4 protein-coding genes are annotated in these 20,004 nt (G+C 71.7%); 2 read left to right on the top strand and 2 right to left on the bottom strand.

Annotated elements, in window-relative coordinates; genetic code table 11:
- Nucleotides 1-83 precede the first annotated feature (83 nt).
- A complete protein-coding gene (locus HQ312_RS16770) occupies nucleotides 84-563 on the bottom strand; it encodes a MarR family winged helix-turn-helix transcriptional regulator (protein WP_027504681.1) in 480 nt (159 codons plus the stop codon).
- A gap of 228 nt (nucleotides 564-791) precedes the next feature.
- Here HQ312_RS16770 and HQ312_RS16765 point away from each other — a divergent pair, with 228 nt between their 5' ends.
- Nucleotides 792-18,410 (top strand): amino acid adenylation domain-containing protein, encoded by a 17,619-nt coding sequence (locus HQ312_RS16765; protein WP_222639410.1) that lies wholly within the window; start codon nucleotides 792-794, stop codon nucleotides 18,408-18,410.
- The gene (locus tag HQ312_RS16760) at nucleotides 18,403-19,173 is read left to right on the top strand and encodes a tyrosine-protein phosphatase (protein ID WP_222639408.1); all 771 of its coding nucleotides are present in this window, start codon (nucleotides 18,403-18,405) and stop codon (nucleotides 19,171-19,173) included. Before HQ312_RS16765 ends, HQ312_RS16760 begins: the two co-directional genes overlap by 8 nt.
- Here HQ312_RS16760 and HQ312_RS16755 read toward each other — a convergent pair whose 3' ends face one another.
- A complete protein-coding gene (locus HQ312_RS16755) occupies nucleotides 19,174-19,965 on the bottom strand; it encodes an enoyl-CoA hydratase/isomerase family protein (RefSeq protein WP_222639406.1) in 792 nt (263 codons plus the stop codon).
- Nucleotides 19,966-20,004 lie beyond the last annotated feature (39 nt).

Genomic DNA, 20,004 nt, shown 5'->3' with positions numbered 1-20,004 from the left:
GGGAGCCGAGAGCTGATCGGTGTCACTCACCCGGGAGGGCGGAGTGTCGTGTGTGACGGTCATGTCTGTGGTTCTTCCTATTCTCAGTTATGCGAGAGGATGCGCTGGCCGGAGTGCCGGGCCTGCGCCTCGTCGGTGAAGGTGGACGTGAGTCGACGGATGGAGTCGAGGGCGGCATTCGCCTGGTCCTCGTCCCAGTCCCCCAACATGCGGGACAACCGTGCGACTCGGTGCTCCTTGATGCGGTCCAAGCAGGCGAGTCCGGCGTCGGACACCCGAACCCGGGTGGCACGTCCGTCGTCGGGATCGGGAGTACGCACGACGTGGCCCGCGTCCACCAGCTCGGCGAGCTGGCGGCTGAGCACGGACTGGCTGGTGCACATGGCGTTCGCCAGTTCGGACTGTCGGCACTCGCCGTGGGTGGCGAGCGTTCCCAGTACGCCGACCAGGGCGGCCGGCAACTCGGTGCGGTCGTCCCCCGTCGACACGGCCACGCGCAGTGCGCGGCCGAAGCGGAAGACTTCTTCCATCAGCAGCTCTGCTGTCTCGGTGTGGACGGCCACGGCGATCTCTCCTCGAACTCGTTTACTTGCTGTCTGCAACTATATAGATAGATACCTGAGGTAAACAACTATTAATGTGTCTCTCTTCCCGAGCCGTGGGGCGTGGCCCGGACCAGCAGTCGTCGCCGCCTCCTGTGAGTCCTCCAGAAGACGGCGAGCCCGACCGAACGGGCAATTCCCGCGGATAGGTTTCGTCCTGTGGGAGACGACCGGAACGAGGGGGCGGTCGTGTCCCCCGAACCGGACGGCGGCCCCGCCCGGGTTCCCCTGACGGGTGCGCAACGGCCGTTCTGGCTGGCCCAGCGCCTCGATCCCGACGCGGCTCTCACCGTCGCCCTGTACGTCGACATCTCCGCTCCGGTCGGCTCGGGTGTCGACCTCGCTCGGTTGGAACGGGCGATGTACGCCGCGGGCACCGAGTCCGGCCTGCGGCAGACCCGCCTCGCGCAGGGAGAGGACGACGAGCCGTGTCTGATCCACGTCGAGGACGCCGTCATGAACCTCGACGTGCTCGACCTGCGCGGCGACGCCGACCCCGAGGCGTCCGCTCACGCGTGGATGCGCGCCGAGTTCCGCGAGCCCGTCGATCTCCACGGAACCGTGCTGGTTCGATGCGTGTTCCTCCGACTCGACGATCACCGCACGTTCCTGTATCTGCGAGCCCACCACGTGGTGCTCGACGGCCAGGGCGCCTTCACCCTCCTCGGACGGATCGCCGGCCACTACTCGGGGACGTCGGCTCCGGGACCGGCGCCGACGCCCGACACCGCCGCCCGCATCCACGATGCGGAGGTCGCCTACGCCGCGTCACGTCGCCACGACACCGACCTCGCCCACTGGCGCGAGCACCTCGCCGACGTCGGCGGCCCCACGGCCCTGTCGGCGGCACCCCCGAGCGCACCCCGGCAACCCGTCGCGACGCGCCTGCCGTGGACCCAGCCGAGGGGAACCGCAGCCGACCCGCTCGCCGTCGTCGCCGCTCTCGCCGTGCATCAGTCGCGGGTGCTCGACACCGACGTCGTGGTCCTCGGCTTCCCCGTCACCGGACGCACCACCGCCGCTCTGCGGGCGACGGCCGGGATGATGGCCAATCTGGTGCCGCTGCGGCTGACGGTCGACGCGACCACGACGGTGCGAGAACTGCTCGTACAGGTACGGCGGGAGATCACCGGAGCGCTTCGGCACCAACGCTTCCGGGACTGGGATCAGCTTCTGGCACCGGAGGTGCGGCCGTTCGGAGTCTCCTTCGGCCCCGTAGTGAACATCATGCCGTTCGTCGCCCCGTTGCAGTTCGACGACATCTCGGCTCCAGTCGGGATCCTGTCGTCGGGGCCCGTCCACGACACCGCGATCAACATCTACACCGGCGACACACTGACGCTGGACATCCAGTGGAACCCGGAGCGCTACGACGCCTTCGACATCGACCGGCACGGCGTGCGGCTGACGCGACTCCTCGGCGGCATCGTCGCGGCGGACGACCACACCACCGTGGGCGATCTCGCGTTCCTGGACGACGGCGAGGCGGCCGATCTGCTCGACCGGTCGGGCGGGCCGGCACCGACGGCGACGACGCTGGGCGACCTCATGGCGGCGGTCGCGCGCAGCAATCCGGCCGCGCCGGCCGTGCGCGGCGGAACGGCCACGCTCACGTACGGCGAACTCGACGACGCCTCCGGGCGCCTCGCCCGCACTCTCCGCGATGCGGGGGCGACTCCGGGAACCGTGGTGGCGCTGGCACTTCCGCGGTCCGTCGACCAGGTGATCGCGCTCTGGGCCGTCGTGCGTACCGGTGCCGCGTTCCTCCCGGTCGACCCCGCGGACCCCGTCGAGCGGCTCGCCGCCGTGCTGGCCGAATCCGGGGTGACCCTCGTCGTCACGACGGATCGACATCCCGTCGATCTGCCGAGCGGAACGACCCGGGTGGCCGTCACGGACGTCGCACCGGAGCCGCTGACGAGGGAGCACCCCGCGATCACCGAGCTCGCCTACGTCATGTACACCTCCGGCTCCACCGGCCGTCCGAAGGGCGTCGCCATCACCCACGCCGGACTGCACGGTGTCGTGGCCGGCCACCGCGCACGCGGTGCGGAGACACGGGTTCCGGAGATGGGGGGCAGTCGCGTCCTCGCCGTCGCGGCTCCGACCTTCGACGCGTCGATCTCGGAACACCTTCTCGCCCTCGCACTGTCCGGCTGCCTCGTCGTCGCCGATTCCGACGCGTACTCCGGTGCACCTCTGCAGGATCTGCTGCGACGAGAATCGATCACCCACGCGATCCTGACTCCGCGGGTGCTCGAGACACTGTCCCCGACCGGAGCTCCGTCGCTGCGAGAGGTCCTCAGTGTCGGCGACGTGTGCTCGCCCGCGCTGGCGTCCCGGTGGTCGACGTCACCGGGCCTCCTGCTGCACAACGACTACGGACCCACCGAGACCACGGTGTGGGCCACCGGGACTGCGCCGCTGGCGGAGTCCGGAACCGTCACCATCGGGCGTCCCCTGCCCGGAGTGCGCGCCGTGGTGCTCGACTCCCGCCTGCGCCCCGTCCCGGTCGGAGTTCCGGGTGAGCTGCACCTCGCCGGACCCGGCCTGGCCCGCGGGTACGTCGGACGGTCGGCGGAGACCGCGGCGCGCTTCGTGGCCGGGGTCGACGGAACGCGGCTGTACCGCACGGGTGACCGCGCACGGTGGACGTCGTCCGGTGACCTGGAGTATCTGGGGCGCACCGACAGTCAGGTCAAGGTACGAGGGCGCCGTGTCGAACCCGGCGAGATCGACACGGCCCTCGTCGCGGTTCCCGGTGTGACGCAGGCCGTCACAGTGGTCCGCCGTGACGGCGACAGCGAGCAGCTGGTCTCGTACGTGACCGGTGACGCCGACCCCGCGAACGTTCTCGCCGCCGTCGTCCGGACGCTGCCGAGCCACCTCGTCCCGGTGCACGTGGTGCCGCTGGACGCGCTCCCGCTGACCGCCTCCGGCAAGGTGGACGTCCGCGCACTCCCCGAGCCGGAGCGCCGGACCACGACCCGCCGCGAACCCGCCTCCGACATCGAGCGTCGGCTGCTCGACGCGGTGTCACACGTGCTGTCCCGCAACGATGTCGGGGTCGACGACGACTTCTTCGCGCTCGGCGGTGACAGCATCCTCTCGATCCGACTGGTCACCGTCGCGGCGGCGTCGGGCGTGCGGATCAGCGCTCGTGACGTCGTGGAACAACGCAGTGCCGCCGGGCTCGCGCGCGTGGCGGACACGGTCGGCACCGTCGACGAGCCACCCGGCAGCGGCATCGGCCGCGTCGACCCGACACCCATCGTGCGCCACCTGCTGGAGCGCGGCGGAACACCGGATCGGTTCGCTCAGACCCTCACGCTCTCGCTCCCGGTCGGCATCGACCGCGCATCCCTGGTGTCCACGATCGAGGCCGTGGTCGCGCACCACGACATGCTGCGCTCCGTGCTGGTCCGCGACGCGGACGGCGTACACCTCGAGGTGCGCCCGCGGGATGCCGTCCGGGTCGACGGACTGCTGCGCCGCGGTGCCGATCTCGCGGTGGAGAACATCGTCGCGACACTCGCTCCCGAGAACGGCGTGATGCTCGGTCTCGGCTGGAACGACCTCGGCGAGCACACGGCGGGACGCCTCGTGATCGCGGCGCACCACCTGGTGGTGGACGTGGTGTCGTGGGGCGTCCTCGTCGCCGATCTCGTCGCGGCGTGGGCCGCGGTGCGCGACGGGGTCGCACCGACTCTCGCCCCCGTCCGCACGTCGATGCGGCGCTGGTCGTCCGGTCTCGCAGCGCACGACGCGAGCGCGCGGCTGCCGTACTGGACCGGCGTTCTGGACGGCCCCGATCCCGTTCTCGGACAACGACTCCTCGACCCCGTCGTCGATCGGGTACGGGACACGACGGTCCGGGACGTCGCCTTTCCAGCAGAGATCGCCGACGCACTACTGGTCCGCGCGCCCACCCTGTTCCACGCCGGACCGACCGACGCCCTCCTCGCCGCGCTCGCCCTCGCGCTGGCCGCGTGGCGACAGGACGACGCACCGACCAGGCTCGTCCAACTCGAGGGACACGGACGGGAGGACGACCTGGTTCCCGGCGCCGACACCGGGCGCACCGTCGGCTGGTTCACCACGGTGTTCCCCGTACGACTGGACCTCACGGGTCTCGACATCGCCGCGGCGCTGCGCGGCGGACCTGCTGCGGGCGAGGCGATTCTGCGGGTCAAGGAGCACCTCGCACGAGTTCCCGACCACGGCGCGAGCTACGGGCTGCTGCGACACGGGGCAGACGACGACGCGCGCCACGCCCTGCGCTGGACACCGCAGATCTCGTTCGCGCACCTCGGCAGGATGACGACGACGGACACCGGTGACTGGCTCCCGGTTCCCGGCATCTCCCCGCTGTCGGGACCACGGCCCGAGGGCCTGGGTGCGGCCGCCGTGCTCGAGATCGACACCGTCGTCCTCGGGGACACCCTGATCGCACGACTGAGCACGCTCGACGCGGTCCTGGCGGACGCGGACGTCGAGGCCTTCGTCTCGCTGTGGGTCGAGGCGGCGACGGCCGTCGCGCGGCACGTCGACACCCCCGGCGCCGGCGGGCGGTCACCGTCGGACTTCCCGCTGGCCGATGCGACACCATTCGATGTCGACGGGTGGACCGGGCGTCATCCCACGCTGATCGACGTCCTGCCCACCGCGCCACTGCAGGCGGGCCTGCTGGTGCATGCCCGCCTCGCCGCCGGGAGCGTCGATCCCTATGTGGTGCAGACGATCGTGCACCTCGGTGGAGCGCTCGATGCCGACCGTCTGCGGCGGGCCGCGTACTCGCTGGTGGACCGTCACGACGCGCTGCGGGTCGCCTTCGACACCACCGCCGACGGGACGGACGTCCAGGTGATCGCGGCCTCCGTCACGGTGCCGTGGACGGAGGTGGACGTCCGGGCCGATCCCGACCCTGCCGCCGTGCTCGACGCCTTCCTCGCGCACGATCGCGGCGTCGCCGTCGACGTGGCCGCCGCACCGCTGCTGCGCGTCGCTCTGCTGCACACCGGGGACGAGCGGCACACCCTGGTGCTCACCCATCACCATCTGCTCCTCGACGGCTGGTCCCTGCCGATCGTCCTCGCCGACCTCCTGGCCGACTACTCCGGCGAGGACCCCCGGCGCGCGCCGCCTCCGCTCCGCGGCTTCCTGCAGTGGGTGAGCGAACGCGACACCACGGCCTCGCTCGCGGCATGGTCGGAGGCCCTGACCGGGTCGACCGAGGCGACGCTGCTCGCTCCCGCGCACGGTTCCGGAATCGACGAGGCACCCGGACAGCGCATCGCGACCCTGAGCACCGAGCGCACCGCCGAACTCGTGGCGCGCGCCGGCGCCGCGGGGGTCACGGTCAACACCCTCGTGCAACTCGCGTGGGCACTCGTACTGGGCTCCGCGGTGGGCCGTACCGACATCGTCTTCGGAGCCACCGTCTCGGGCCGACCGGCCGAGCTGGACGGTTCCGCATCCATGGTGGGGCTCCTCATCTCCACCGTTCCGGTTCGCGTGCGGCTCGAACGCGCAGCGACGGTGCGGGAGTCGGCTCAGCGACTGCAGCGTGAGCAGGCCGCGCTGCTCGATCATCATCACCTCGCTCCGTCCGCCATCGAGGCGGAGGTCGGGCCGGGCGCCGGATTCGACACGTCGCTCGCCTTCGAGTCGTATCCACTGGATCGCACCGCTCTGACCGCGGCGGCGGGTGACCTCTCCGTTCTCGGCGTCGAGGCACGCGACGCGACGCACTACCCGCTGTCCCTGGCGGTCGAACCGGGAGAGAGCCTCGTCGTGCGCGCGACGCACCGCCGCGACGTCCTCGACACCGACGCCGTGGACCGACTGCTGGCCCGACTCCTGCGAGTGCTGGCGGCACTCGACCCCTCGCGTGTGCTCGCCGAGATCGACCTGCTCGGGGCGACGGAGCGCACCCTCGTCACCGAGACGTGGAACTCCACCCGGCACCCCCTCGTCCCCACCACACTCCCGGACGCCGTACCGGCTCTCGATCCGTCCCGTGTGGCCTTCACTCACGGCGATCGACACGTCACCCGAGCCGAGTTCTCGGCTCGTGTCCACCGCCTCGCCCGGTACCTGATCAGCCGCGGCGCCGGACCGGAGACGGCCGTCGCGGTGGCGCTCGAGCGGTCGATCGATCTGCTCGTCGCCGTGCACGCCGTCGTGGCCACCGGCGCGCACTACGTCCCGCTCGATCCCTGCCATCCCGCCGAGAGGCTTCGACACGCGGTGACCATGTCGGGTGCGCGGCTCGGTATCGGGAGTGCGGCAATGCTTCCCGAGGACGTCGAGTGGATCACGATCACCGATGCGCCCCTCGGGTCCTTCTCCGACACACCCCTCACCGACGACGATCGCCTCGCACCCCTGCGCCCGGACCACCTCGCCTACGTGCTCTTCACGTCCGGATCCACCGGGCAGCCCAAGGGTGTCGGGGTGTCGCACGCCGCGATCGTGAACCAACTGCGCTGGCGCGCCGAGTGCGTCGGTGTCACCGCGGACGACGTCGTGCTCCACAAGACACCCGCCACCTTCGACGTCTCGGTGTGGGAGCTGTTCCTGCCGTGGCAGATCGGTGCCCGCGTCGTCGTCGCGGATCCGGACGACCACCGCGACGCCGATCTGATGGTGGAACTGATCGCACGGCACCGCGTCAGCGTGGTGCACGCCGTCCCGTCGATGCTGGCGCTCATGGCGGACGCACCGGGCCTCGCCGCCTGCACGTTGCTGCGCACGATCCTCTCGTCGGGCGAGGCGCTGCCCGCGCGGGTCGCCGCCGCCGTCCGCGCCGTGCTCCCCGTACGAGTGGTGAACCTGTACGGGCCGACCGAAGCGGCGGTGGACGTCACCGCCCACGTCGTGACCGACGCCGACACGACGGACGTCCCCCTCGGGCGGCCGGTGTGGAACACGACGACCCTCGTGCTGGACGACGCCCTGCGCCCCGTTCCCGTCGACGTCCCCGGTGAGCTGTATCTCGGTGGTGCGCAGCTCGCCCGCGGCTACGCGCATCGCTCCGCGCTGACCGCGGAACGGTTCGTGGCCGGACCGGACGGATCACGTCTCTACCGGACCGGCGATCGCGTCCGCTGGTCCGCCGCCGGCGACCTGTACTTCCTCGGCCGGAGCGACGACCAGCTGTCCGTGCGCGGCGTGCGCGTCGAGCCGGCGGAGATCGAGGCCGTGCTGACGCGGTCGGGCCTGATCGACCGCGCGGTGGCAACGGTCGTCGGAGATCGACTGGTCGCGTACGTCGTTCCGACACGGGGCCGTTCAGCCGTCCCGGAGGCGTTGCTGCAGTCGCTGCGCTCGTCGCTTCCGCGCCATCTGGTTCCCGACGACATCGTGGAGATCGAGACCATTCCCCTCACCGCGTCGGGCAAGGTCGACAAGCGTGCGCTGCCCGCACCCGCGCGCCGCGGCCGGGTCCACCGCACTCCCTTCACACCGACCCAGCGTGTCGTGGCGGACATCGTGGAGGCCGTCCTGCAGACGTCCGCTCCGGTGGGTGCCGACGACGACGTCTTCGCGCTCGGCGCCACCTCCCTCAGCGCGGCGCGGGTCGTCGCGCGCATCCGGTCGGCGACCGGACGCGACCTGACGCTCCGCACGCTCTTCGACGTCCCGACCATCGCGGGGCTGGCTGCCGCCGTCGATGCGGGAGACGCGTACACCGACCACGGGTTCCACGCTGCGCGTCCCGACCGCATCCCGCTCACGCACGCCCAACACCGGATGTGGTTCCTCGACCGGTACGAACCGGGGTCCTACGTCATGCCGCTGGCGTTGCGCGTCCGCGGCGACCTGGATCTCGGCGCGCTGTCGTTCGCGATCGGTCACGTCATGACTCGCCACGAGATCCTCCGTACCGTCTACGCCGATGCGGACGGTGTCGTGCACCAGGTCGTGCTACCGCCCCCGGCGCCGACCACCCTCACGGTCACCGCCGTCACACCCGACGCACTGGTGGAGCGACTCTCGGATGCCCGGACCACGCGGTTCGACCTGGCCACCGAACCACCTCTACGAGCCGAGGTGCTGCGCCTCGCCGACGACGAGCACGTCCTGCTGCTGACCGTGCACCACATCGCGGCGGACGGTCTGTCTCTCGCCCCTCTCACGCGAGACCTGCTGTCGGCGTACCAGTCCCATCGCTCTGGACGGGTACCGGCACAGTCGCCACTGTCGGTGCAGTACGCCGACGTCGCTGTGCGGCAGACGGAACTGGGCGTCGACTCCGACGCGGCGGCGTGGTGGAAGTGCCGTCTCTCCGGACTGCCCGACGTCCTCGACATGCCGCTCGACCGACCGCGCCCGGAGCGGCGCGGCCGGGCGAGTGACGCGGTGCGCCTCGATCTCGACGACGCGACCGTGGCCGCACTGAGCGAGCTCGCCGTCGCTCACCGGGCCACGGTGTTCATGGTCGTGCACACCGCCCTCGCCGTCGCCCTCGCGCGCTGGACCGGGTCGACGGACATCGCGGTGGGATCACCGATCTCGGGTCGACCGGATCCTGCGCTCGACGACCTCGTCGGCCTGTTCGTCGACACCGTCGTGCTGCGCACCCGCGTGGATCCGTCGGAGTCGTTCGCCGAGTTGCTCTCCCGCACCCGAGACGAGACGGTGGACGCCTTCGCGCACGCGCACGTCCCGTTCGACCACGTGGTCGACACCCTCGGTGCGGCTCGCACGTCGGCTCATCACCCGGTCTTCCAGGTCGTGCTGGCCTTCCAGGACATGGATCCGCTCTCGGGCAGTCCCGACATCGAGGTGCTCGACGTCGGGCCTGCACCCGCGACCTTCGACCTCACCGTCGACGTCCGCCCCGCCGGCGCCGGCCTCGCGGTCGTCCTCACCTACGCGTGCGACCTGTTCGATCACACGACCGCGGAATGCCTCTCGTCCGTCCTCGAGCACGTGCTGCGCGCGGCGGCCCGGGGTTCCGAGATCGCAGTGGGCGACATCGCGATCCGCGGAGCGGACGAGCCCGACACGTGGACGCATCCCGACGCCCGCACGACCCCGACGACGCTCCCCGCCCTGCTCGACTCCCACACGGACGGCTCCGCAGTCGCGGTGATCGAGGGCGACACCGTTCTCACGCGGGACGAGTGGGCACGAGCGTCGAACCGGTGGGCGCGCCGTCTGATCGCGCTCGGTGCCGGTCCCGAGACCGTCGTCGCGGTGGCCGTCGCCAGGTCTGCGCGGTACCTCGTTCTCGTCGCGGCGATCAGCCGCGCGGGAGCCGCGTTCCTCCCGATCGATCCCGGGCAGCCGCGGGCTCGGCTCGCGGACATCCTCACCGAGGCGGCGCCCACGCTGGTGCTCACGGACACGGCGGCGCCGTTCCCGACAGACGTCGTCCGGATCACGGTCGATGATCCCGCCACGCTCGCCGCGGTCGCAGCGCTGTCGGACGCACCGATCACCGATCGCGACCGTCGCTCGACGCTGCGACCCGACCACCTCGCCTACGTCCTCTACACCTCGGGATCCACCGGACGGCCCAAGGGCGTCGCCGTCACGCACCGCGGACTCCACAACGCCGTCCAGGACCAACGGGCTCGGCACGCACCGGCATCCGATGCCCGGGTGCTCGCGGTGTCGTGGACGACGTTCGACGCGTCCGTCGGCGAACTGGTCATCGCACTCGCGCTGGACGCCGCACTCGTCGTCGCCCCTCCCGAGGTCTACGCCGGTGTCGAACTCCGCGACCTGATGCGGCGGCACCGTGTCACCCACACCCTGATGACACCCCGCGCGCTGGACGCGACACCCGATCCCGGCGGTGACCTGCGCGTGGTCATGAGCGCCGGCGAGGCGTGCCCGCCGAGTCTCGTCGACACGTGGGCACCCGGCCGGACGATGACCAACGTCTACGGACCCACCGAGGCGACCATCTGGTCGACGACAGCACTCCTGGCCGCCGGGAATCCCGTGACCGTCGGGTCCCCGACTCTCGGCGTCGAGGTCTCGCTTCGCGACGTCCGCCTGCACGCAGTTCCGGACGGTGTGGTCGGTGAGCTGTACGTCGCAGGCGACCATCTCGCACGCGGGTACCTCGGTAGGCCGGGACTCACCGCGTCCCGCCTCGTCGCGGCTCCCGACGGACAGCGGACGTACCGTACCGGAGACCTGATGCGCCGCAACGCCGTCGGCGACCTGCTGTATCTCGGACGGTCCGATCACCAGATCACGGTGCGCGGCCTGCGGATCGAGCTCGGGGACGTCGAGTCCGCGCTCGTCGGCGCCGCGGGCGTCGGCGCCGCCGCGGCCGGGGTGATCGACGAACGCCTCGTCGGCTACGTGGTCGCTGCCGACGGGCACAGCATCGACGCGGCAGAGGTGTCGGCCGCCGCCGCCGCGGCACTGCCGCGGTATCTGGTTCCCGCCGCGGTGGTCGTGATGGACGCACTGCCGATGACGACGTCGGGCAAACTCGACCGCGCGCGGCTGCCCCGCCCGGCCCTCGACACGGCCGAGTTCCGCGCTCCGTCCACCGCCGGGCAGGTCGCCGTCGCGGCCGTCTTCGCGACGGTCCTGGAACTCGCGGACCCCGTCGGACTCGACGACGACTTCTTCGCGCTCGGTGGCCACTCCCTCAGTGCCACCAGAGTCGCTGCCCGACTGCAGGTTCCGGTCCGTACCGTGTTCGAGGCACCGACCGTGCACGCACTCGCCGCGCAGATCGACGCCGTGCCTCGGAGCGCTCTCGCACCGCGGCGGACACGGCCGCGCCCCGACGTGGTGCCTCTGTCGTTCGCCCAACAGCGCATGTGGTTCCTGAACACGGTCTCCAGCGACAGCGGCTACGTCATCCCGCTCGCACTCGGGCTGCGCGGTGTCCTCGACCACGGCGCGCTGCAGGGCGCACTCGCCGACGTGGTCGACCGCCACGAGATACTGCGCACCGTCTACCCCGCCGTGAACGGTGTTCCGCAGCAACACGTTCTCGATCACGCGCGGACCGCGATCGACCGGGAGTCGGAGACACCGGAGGCCGTCCTCGACCGGATGGCGTCGGCACCGTTCGACCTGGCAAAGGATCTCCCGCTGCGCGCCTCCGTCGTGGCGGTGACCGAGAAGCATCACGTCCTGCTTCTCGTGCTGCACCACATCGCCGCGGACGGCTGGTCCCTGGCGCCGCTCACCCGCGATCTCACGGCGTCTTACGCGGCGCGCCGGTCCGGTCGAGAGTGGACTGTCGACCCCCTGCCCATGCAGTACGCGGATCACGCCGTGTGGCAACAGGATCACGCGGACGACATCCGTGGTCGAGTCGCGTTCTGGACGGACCGCCTGGCCGGTCTCCCGGACGTGCTGCCGTTGCCGACCGATCGACCGCGGCCGCCGGTGGCCTCGCACTGCGGGGCGCGTGTACGCGTGACGGTGCCGGACGCCACGACCGCGGCGCTGCGTGCGCTCGCCACCGCCCACCACGCGACGCTCGTCATGGTCCTGCAGGCGGCGTGGGCCGTCACTCTCGCCCGCGTGACGGGAAGCGAGGACATCGCCGTCGGAACACCGGTGGCAGGCCGCGGTCACGAGGATCTCGACGAGCTGGTCGGCATGTTCGTCGACACGGTCGTGCACCGCGCGTTCGTCACCGGTACCGATACCGTCGCGGCTCTGGTCGATCAGGTGCGCAAGGACACCGTGGGGGCCCTCGACCACGCCGACGTGCCGTTCGAGCTGATCGTCGACGCTCTCGATCCGGTGCGCTCCACCGCGCACCACCCCGTCGTGCAGGTCATGTTCGCGTTCCAGAACCAGACTCCGCCCACTCTCGTGGCCGCCGGACTGGAGATCGACGTCCTGGACTCGGGTCCCGTGGCCGCGCCGGTGGACCTGACCCTGGATCTCACGGAGACCGGGGACGGACTGAGCGGCGCACTGACCTACGCCGTCGACCTCTTCGACCGGCGGACCGCGGCCGGAATCGTCGACGTCCTGCTCCGCGTCCTCGACGCGGTGGCGCGCAGGCCCTTCGACCGGATCGGCGCCCTCGAGATCCTGCACCCGTCGGAGCGGGCACTGTTGCTCTCCCAGCACGGCAGCGCCGGACTACCACCGCGCGTGCTGCCTCGTCTGCTGGCCGACGCGGTGGCCGGCAACCCGGACGGGCCCGCCCTGATCGGGGAGCGGACGCTCACCTACACCGAGCTGGACCGCCGCTCCAACCGCTGGGCGCGGGCACTGATCGCCCTCGGCGCCGCGCCCGACACCGTCGTCGCCGTCGCGCTGCCGCGCTCGGTGGACCAGATCACCGCGGTGTGGGCGGTGGCGAAGACCGGCGCGGCGTTCCTGCCGATCGACCCCGACGGGCCACCGGACCGACTGCGGCACATGCTCACCGAGACGGGCGCCGCCGTCGCCGTCACCGCCGTGACGGTTCCCGCCGCACTGGTACGTCTCGCCACGGTGTCACCGACGGTCCTCGACACGGGCGCGGAGTCCGAGGCCGACGTGACGCCCGCCGACCGGCTCGGTGCCATCCGTCCCGACACCCTCGCGTACGTCATCCACACCTCCGGCTCCACCGGAACCCCCAAGGGCGTGGGCGTCACACACCGCGGCCTCGTGGACGCGTTGTGGGACCAGCGACTGCGCGGCGCTGCGCGGCCGGACCAGCGACTGCGCGAGGCTGCGGAGGCACGTGTGCTCGCGGTTGCGTCCCCCACGTTCGACGCGTCCATCGCCGAGCTGCTCATCGCCGTGGCCCTGTCCGCTCCCCTGGTGGTCGCTCCACCAGACGTGTTCGGCGGACCGGCACTGGGTCGCCTCGTGGCTGAGTCGGCGGTGACCCACGCTCTCCTCACGCCGCGAGTGCTCGACTCGCTGATCCCCGAAGACGTTCCGTCACTCCACGTCCTGGTCACCGCCGGTGAGGCCTGCCCACCGGCACTGGCCGCCCGGTGGGCCCCCGGTCGACGCCTGTTCAACGACTACGGTCCCACCGAGACCACCGTCTGGGCCACGAGCAGCGGCCCGCTCCGGGCGGACGACGCCGTGACCATCGGGCGGCCCGTCCGCGGGGTCGGCGCGCGGGTGCTCGACACGTTCCTGCGTCCGGTGCCGATCGGGGTGGTCGGCGAGCTCTACCTCGACGGCACCCACCTCGCGCGCGGGTACGTCGGCCGCCCCACCGCGACGGCCGAGCGGTTCGTCGCCGCGGCTCAGGGCGCGCGGCTCTACCGCACCGGCGACCGCGTGCGCTGGACCAGCGGCGGAGATCTGGAGTATCTGGGCCGCACCGACGTCCAGGTCAAGCTGCGCGGGTTGCGCATCGAGCCCGGCGAGATCGAGGCGGCACTCGCCGCGCACCCGTCGGTCGATCGCGCCGTGGTGCTGGTGCAGGACGACCACCTCGTGGCGTACGTGGTGCCGTCCGGCACGAGTGCCGTCGACCCCGCCGACCTCCGGCACGACGCCGCGCGCCGCCTGCCGCGGTACATGGTGCCCGCGCACATCGTCACCGTGGACGCGATCCCGTTGACGGCGTCGGGCAAGCTCGACCGTCGCGCACTCCCGTCGGCCCCTCGCCGACCGACCTCCGGCCTTCCCGGGACCGTGGCGACGGTTCCGCGTCGCGAGGCGGTCAGCCCGGCCGAGCGCGCCGTCGCCGAGGCGTTCGAAACCGTGCTCGAGTTGCCGGAGCTGCCGGGGCTGGACGACGACTTCTTCGCTCTCGGTGGCCATTCGCTGTCCGCGACCCGGGTGGCCGCGCGGGTGTCGGCGGCGACGAAGCGCGAGGTGTCGGTGCGCGCGGTGTTCGACCACCCCACCGTGGGTGCACTCGCCTCGGCGCTGGTCGCGGCGCCGACCGCGGCGCGCACTCCCCTGACGTCGCCGCGCCCGGACAGGGTGCCGCTCTCCTTCGCTCAGCACCGGATGTGGTTCCTCGGCCGCGTCGACGCCGACCGCGGTGGACAGCTGATCCCGCTCGCGCTGAGGCTGACCGGTCCGCTGGACGTCGACGCGCTCCGGTCCGCCCTCGACGACGTGACCCTCCGGCACGAGATCCTGCGCACCGTCCATCCCGCCCTCGACGGCGTGCCGCACCAGGTGGTGTCGCCCACGGTCGACGTTCCCCTCGAGATCGTGCGCACCTCTGCCGCAGACGTCCCCGCGGCGGTACGCACGGCCGCGGCGGCGCGCATCGACGTCACCACCGAGACTCCGCTGCGCGCCACTCTTCTCGTCGTGTCGCCGACCGATCACGTGCTGGTGATCCTCGTGCACCACATCGCCGCGGACGGGTGGTCGATGGCGCCGCTCACGCGCGACGTCGTCACGGCGTACTCCGCTCGCGCGGAGGGACGGCCACTCGACCTACCACCGCTGCCCGTTCAGTACGCCGACCACGCCCTGGCGCAGCGCACGGCGCTGGGATCGCTCGACGACCCCGGCTCGGCCTCGTCGCGCCACCTCGCGCACTGGCGGGAGCGGTTGGCCGGCGCACCCCTCGATCTGGCGCTGCCGACCGATCGCGCCCGGCCGAGAACCCCGTCGCAGCAGGGCGATCGGGTGCGGACCGTTCTCGATGCGGACGCGCTGGGCGCACTCCGGTCCGTCGCGCAGGCCCACGACGTCACCCTCTTCATGGTCGCGCACACCGCGCTGTCGATCGTGCTCGCCCAGTGGGCGGGAACGCGCGATCTCCTCGTCGGGACGGCCGTCGCGGGTCGCACCGATCCGGCACTCGACGACGTGGTCGGCATGTTCGTGGACACGGTGGTCCTGCGGTCCACGATCGACGAGGACGGCACCGTCGCGGACCACCTCGCCGCGGCGCGCGAGACCACCCTGGACGCCTTCGCGCATGCCGCTCTGCCGTTCGAGACCCTGGTGACGGCCCTCGACCCGGTGCGTTCCACTGCGAGTCACCCTGTGGTGCAGGTGATGCTGACTCTGCAGAACACCGCGCCGCCGCGATTCCCCGTCACCACACCGGCCGTCGAGGTGCTCGATCTCGGCGGCGCTCCCGTGCAGTTCGATCTCGCCGTGACGCTGCGCGAGGACCAGGGGCGCCTGCTGATCGAGCTGTCCTACGCGACCGATCTGTTCGACCGGAGCACCATCGAGCGGGTCTCGCGCCGACTGGTGTGGACACTGCGGTCGATGACACGCGACACCTCGGTCAGGATCGGGGACCTCGAAACGGTGGAGCCCTCGGAGCGTGCCGCGATGCGTCCCCGCAGCGGTGCCCCCGCGCTGGCGGCCCGGACTCTCGACCACCTCGTGGCCGACGCGGTAGCGGCCCGTCCCGGCGCGATCGCCCTGCGGGCGAACGGCATCGACCTGAGCTACGCGGACCTGTCCGCGCGCGCGAATCGTCTCGCGCGGGAACTCATCGCCTGCGGCGCAGGACCCGACGTCGTGGTCGCGCTGGCGATGCCGCGCTCGATCGACCATGTCCTGTCCGTGTGGGCCGTCGCCGCGGCCGGGGCCGCGTTCCTGTCGGTCGATCCCGCGCAACCCGCCGACCGAATTGCGCACATCCTCCAGGACTCCGGCGCCGTCGTCGTGATCACGGACTCCCGGTCCGAGCAGGCCAATTCGACCGCCGCGCCGTGGATTCCGCGCATCGTGCTCGACGATCCGGACGTCGTGTCGGCGCTCGACCGTCACCCGGCCCACACGGTGCTCGCGTCGGAGCGTCGTCCGGGGCTGCATCCGAGCTCGATCGCGTACGTCATCTACACCTCCGGCTCCACGGGCCGACCCAAGGGCGTCGCCGTGACCCACGCGGGCCTGGCGGATGCGCTGGCGGACCAACGTTCCCGGCGCGGCGACGTGCCGGACGTGCGGGTGCTCGCGGTGGCCTCGCCGACCTTCGACGCCTCGATCGCCGAGATGCTGATGGCGCTGGCGCACTGCGGCACTCTCATTCTCGCGCCGGCGCACGTACACAGCGGCGACGAGGTCGGCGCGCTGATTCGCCACGAGAGGGTCACGCACACGATCATCACGCCCCGCGTGCTCGACTCCCTGGACCCCGCCGGCCTCGACTGCGTGCGCGTCCTCGTCGTGGGCGGCGAGGCCCTCCCGGATCACCTCGCGGCGACGTGGTCCGCCGGACGCGAGATGTACGACGACTACGGCCCCACCGAGACGACCGTCTGGGCCACCGTGCACGGACCGATCACGCCGGACCGCCCCGTCGGCATCGGCACACCGGTCCGCGGTGTGGACGCGGTGGTGCTCGACGGCCGACTGCGGCCGGTACCTCTCGGGGCTGTCGGTGAGTTGTACCTGTCCGGACCACATCTCGCCCGCGGGTACGTCGAGCAGACCGGGCTGACGGCGAGCCGGTTCGTCGCCGCGCCGTACGGACCGCCGGGCGCGCGCCTGTACCGCACCGGCGACCTGGTGCGGTGGAACTCGGCCGGTGAGCTGGCGTATCTGGGACGTAGCGACTTCCAGATCAAGCTCCGCGGACTGCGCATCGAGCCGGGCGATATCGAGAACGCCGCCCTCGCCCATCCCGCGGTGACGCAGGCGGTGGTCCTCCTCCACCGCGACGCCGGAACCGGATCGGATCATCTCGTCGCGTACGTCGCCGGCGACGGGATCGACGTCGCATCTGTCAGAGAGGCGGTGGCGGAACGGGTTCCGCAGTACATGGTGCCGTCGCGCGTCATCGCTCTGGACGCGGTTCCGCGCACCACCGCGGGCAAGGTGGATCGGGCGGCCCTTCCCACACCGACGTTCGCACCGACGGTGTATCGCGCGACGACGACCTCGACGGAACACATGGTCGCCGAGGCCTTCGCCCTCGTGCTGGGCGTCGGCGACATCGGACTCGACGACGACTTCTTCGCCCTCGGCGGGACCTCACTGACCGCGACCAGGGTGGCCGCACACCTCGGTCGTGCCGCCGGGGTCGACCGCGTGCTCCGACTCCTGTTCTCGCACGGCACCGTCGGCGCCGTCGCCGAGCATCTCGACCGCGAGGACGACGACGAGTCGATCGCCTCGTCCGACGCAGTCGGTCCCGTTCTCCGACTGGGCGGCGGAGACGAGCTCGCCCCGGTGTTCTGCATCCACCCGATGATGGGGCTGGCCTGGCCGTACTTCGAGCTCGGCCGCCACCTCGAGACCGGCCGCCCCCTGTACGGCGTGCAGACGCCGGCGGTGGCGGACCCCGACTTCGCACCACGGTCGATGGACGACGTCGTCGAGCGCTACGTCGAGGAGATCCGGCACGTGGATCCCGTCGGCCCGTACCACCTCGTCGGATGGTCGGTCGGCGGTGTGCTGGCCCATGCCGTCGCGGCCCGGATGCAATCGCAGGGCCACACCGTCGCGTCGCTGTCGCTGCTCGACCCGGTGCACAGCATCGTGCCGGGCAGTGCGGTCAAGAAGGCGCAGGCGGACGCCATGTTCGGCGCGTACCAGCACCTGACCGACGACCTGGCGGACATGACGCCGGACGCGCTGTGGTCGGTGTGGTCGGCGATGGGCGGCGACCAGCTACCGGTCTCGGACATCCAGGCGCGACTGATCACCAAGGCGATGCTCACGCTGTTCGCCCTCGTCGACGAGCACGTGCCGCCGACCTACAGCGGCGCCGTCCTGATGATCGACTCCGACGTCACCGCCGTCGAACTCGGCCGCATGTCGGACTTCTGGTCGCAGTACTGCACCGGACCCGCCGACGTGGAGTCCGTGCCGTGGCGACACGGCGAACTGCTGTCGAGCGACGCCGTGGGGGACATCGGTCCCCTGGTGGGACGGTGGCTCGGACGCGTGGAGACCGCGTCGTTACTGTCGACGGGTGAGTGAACGCAGCACGGATGGTTCCGAACCCGGCCAGTTCCACCTGCACGGCGCGTGGAACGTCCGTGACACCGGCGGCCTGCGCACGTCCGACGGCGGACGCACCCGCAGCGGACTGCTCTTCCGCGCGTCGGCACTCACGCACCTCTCTGACGAGGGCCGGGCCACGCTGGCCGGACTCGGGGTCAGCGACGTGTTCGACCTGCGCGGCGACGCCGAGGTGACGCGGTGGGGCTCGGACCGGGCCCCGGACACGGTCACCGTGCATCGCGTCCCCTACATCGCCGCGGAACGCGACGCGCCGCACGAGCGCGCCGTGCCCGCCACCACCGCCCAGGGCTACCTCGACGGCGCCTACCGCGCCTTTCCGACGCTGCCCGGTGCGAGGGTGGCGATCAGGGCGGTGGTCGAGGCCCTGTCGTCCGGCACCTCGTCGCTGGTGCACTGCGCCGCCGGCAAGGACCGCGCGGGGTGGACCGTCGCCACCGTGCTGCGCGCCGCCGGCGTCGTCGAGGAGGACATCGTCGCGGACTACCTGCGCAGCAACGCCGCCGTCGCTCCACTCCGGCGCCACATTCTCGATCACGACGAGGTGGCCCCCGCCGACCTCGACGACGACCTGCTCGGCGTGCGGGAGGAGTACTACCGCGCCGGGCTCGAGGCGATGACCACGGCGCACGGCTCGTTCGACGGCTACCTGGACTGGCTCGGCCTCGACCACGACGCCCTCACGGGACTGCGACGTGCGCTGGTGGACCCCCAGCGCTGATCAGCGCCCGGTGTAGGTCGCCTTGCCGGGCCCCACATCGAGGAAGCTGCGCACCGCGCCCTGCAGATCCTCGGTCTCGAACAAAGCACCCGACACCGCAGACGTCACCGAATCCGCATGGCGCACACCGCCGGAGCGCCACGCACCGATGATCTCCTTCGTGGCCGCGTGGGCGCGCGTCGGCCCGTCCGCGAGCCGTGCGACGAGAGCCCTGGCGGCGGAGTCCACGTCCTCGTGGATCTGGTTGACGACTCCCCATTCGCGCAGCGTCTCCGCCGTGTACAGGTCGCCCGTCATGACGAACTCACGTGCCCGGCCGCTGCCCGCACGCTCCGCCATCCGCTGCGGACCACCCATCGACGGAGTCAGACCCACCACCGTCTCCACCAGACCGAACTTCGCCTTCGGCGACGCGAGGATGATGTCGCAGGCCAGGGCGATCTCCAACGCGGCCGTCAACGTCAGACCGTGCGCGGCGAACACCACCGGGCAGGGCAGCGCCTCGAGCGGATGGGCGATGGCCGCGAAGAGCCCCTCCCACAACGCCGTTCCCTCGGCCTCCGACAGCCCCGAGAAGACGTGCACGTCGACCCCACCCGAGACAACCTTGCCCTCCGCGCGCAGCAGCAGCGCACGCGGAGGAGCGGCCACCAGCTCGGCGACGTCGGCCGTCACGGCATCGAACATGGCCTGGTCGAACAGGTTCAGGGCGCCGTGGGCGAACGTGAGGATCGCGACCTCGGCGCCCGCGTCGGTGGTGGTGCGCTCGAGACGGGTGGGCTTCTCACTCATGGATCGGAGCATGCCAGGTGCGCACACATCCTCGTTCTC

It is taken from the genome of Rhodococcus sp. BP-316, assembly GCF_019836105.1.
Lineage (GTDB): Bacteria > Actinomycetota > Actinomycetes > Mycobacteriales > Mycobacteriaceae > Rhodococcoides.
Note: the sequence above shows the minus strand (reverse complement) of the source record. Positions and strands in the feature narration are given on the sequence as shown.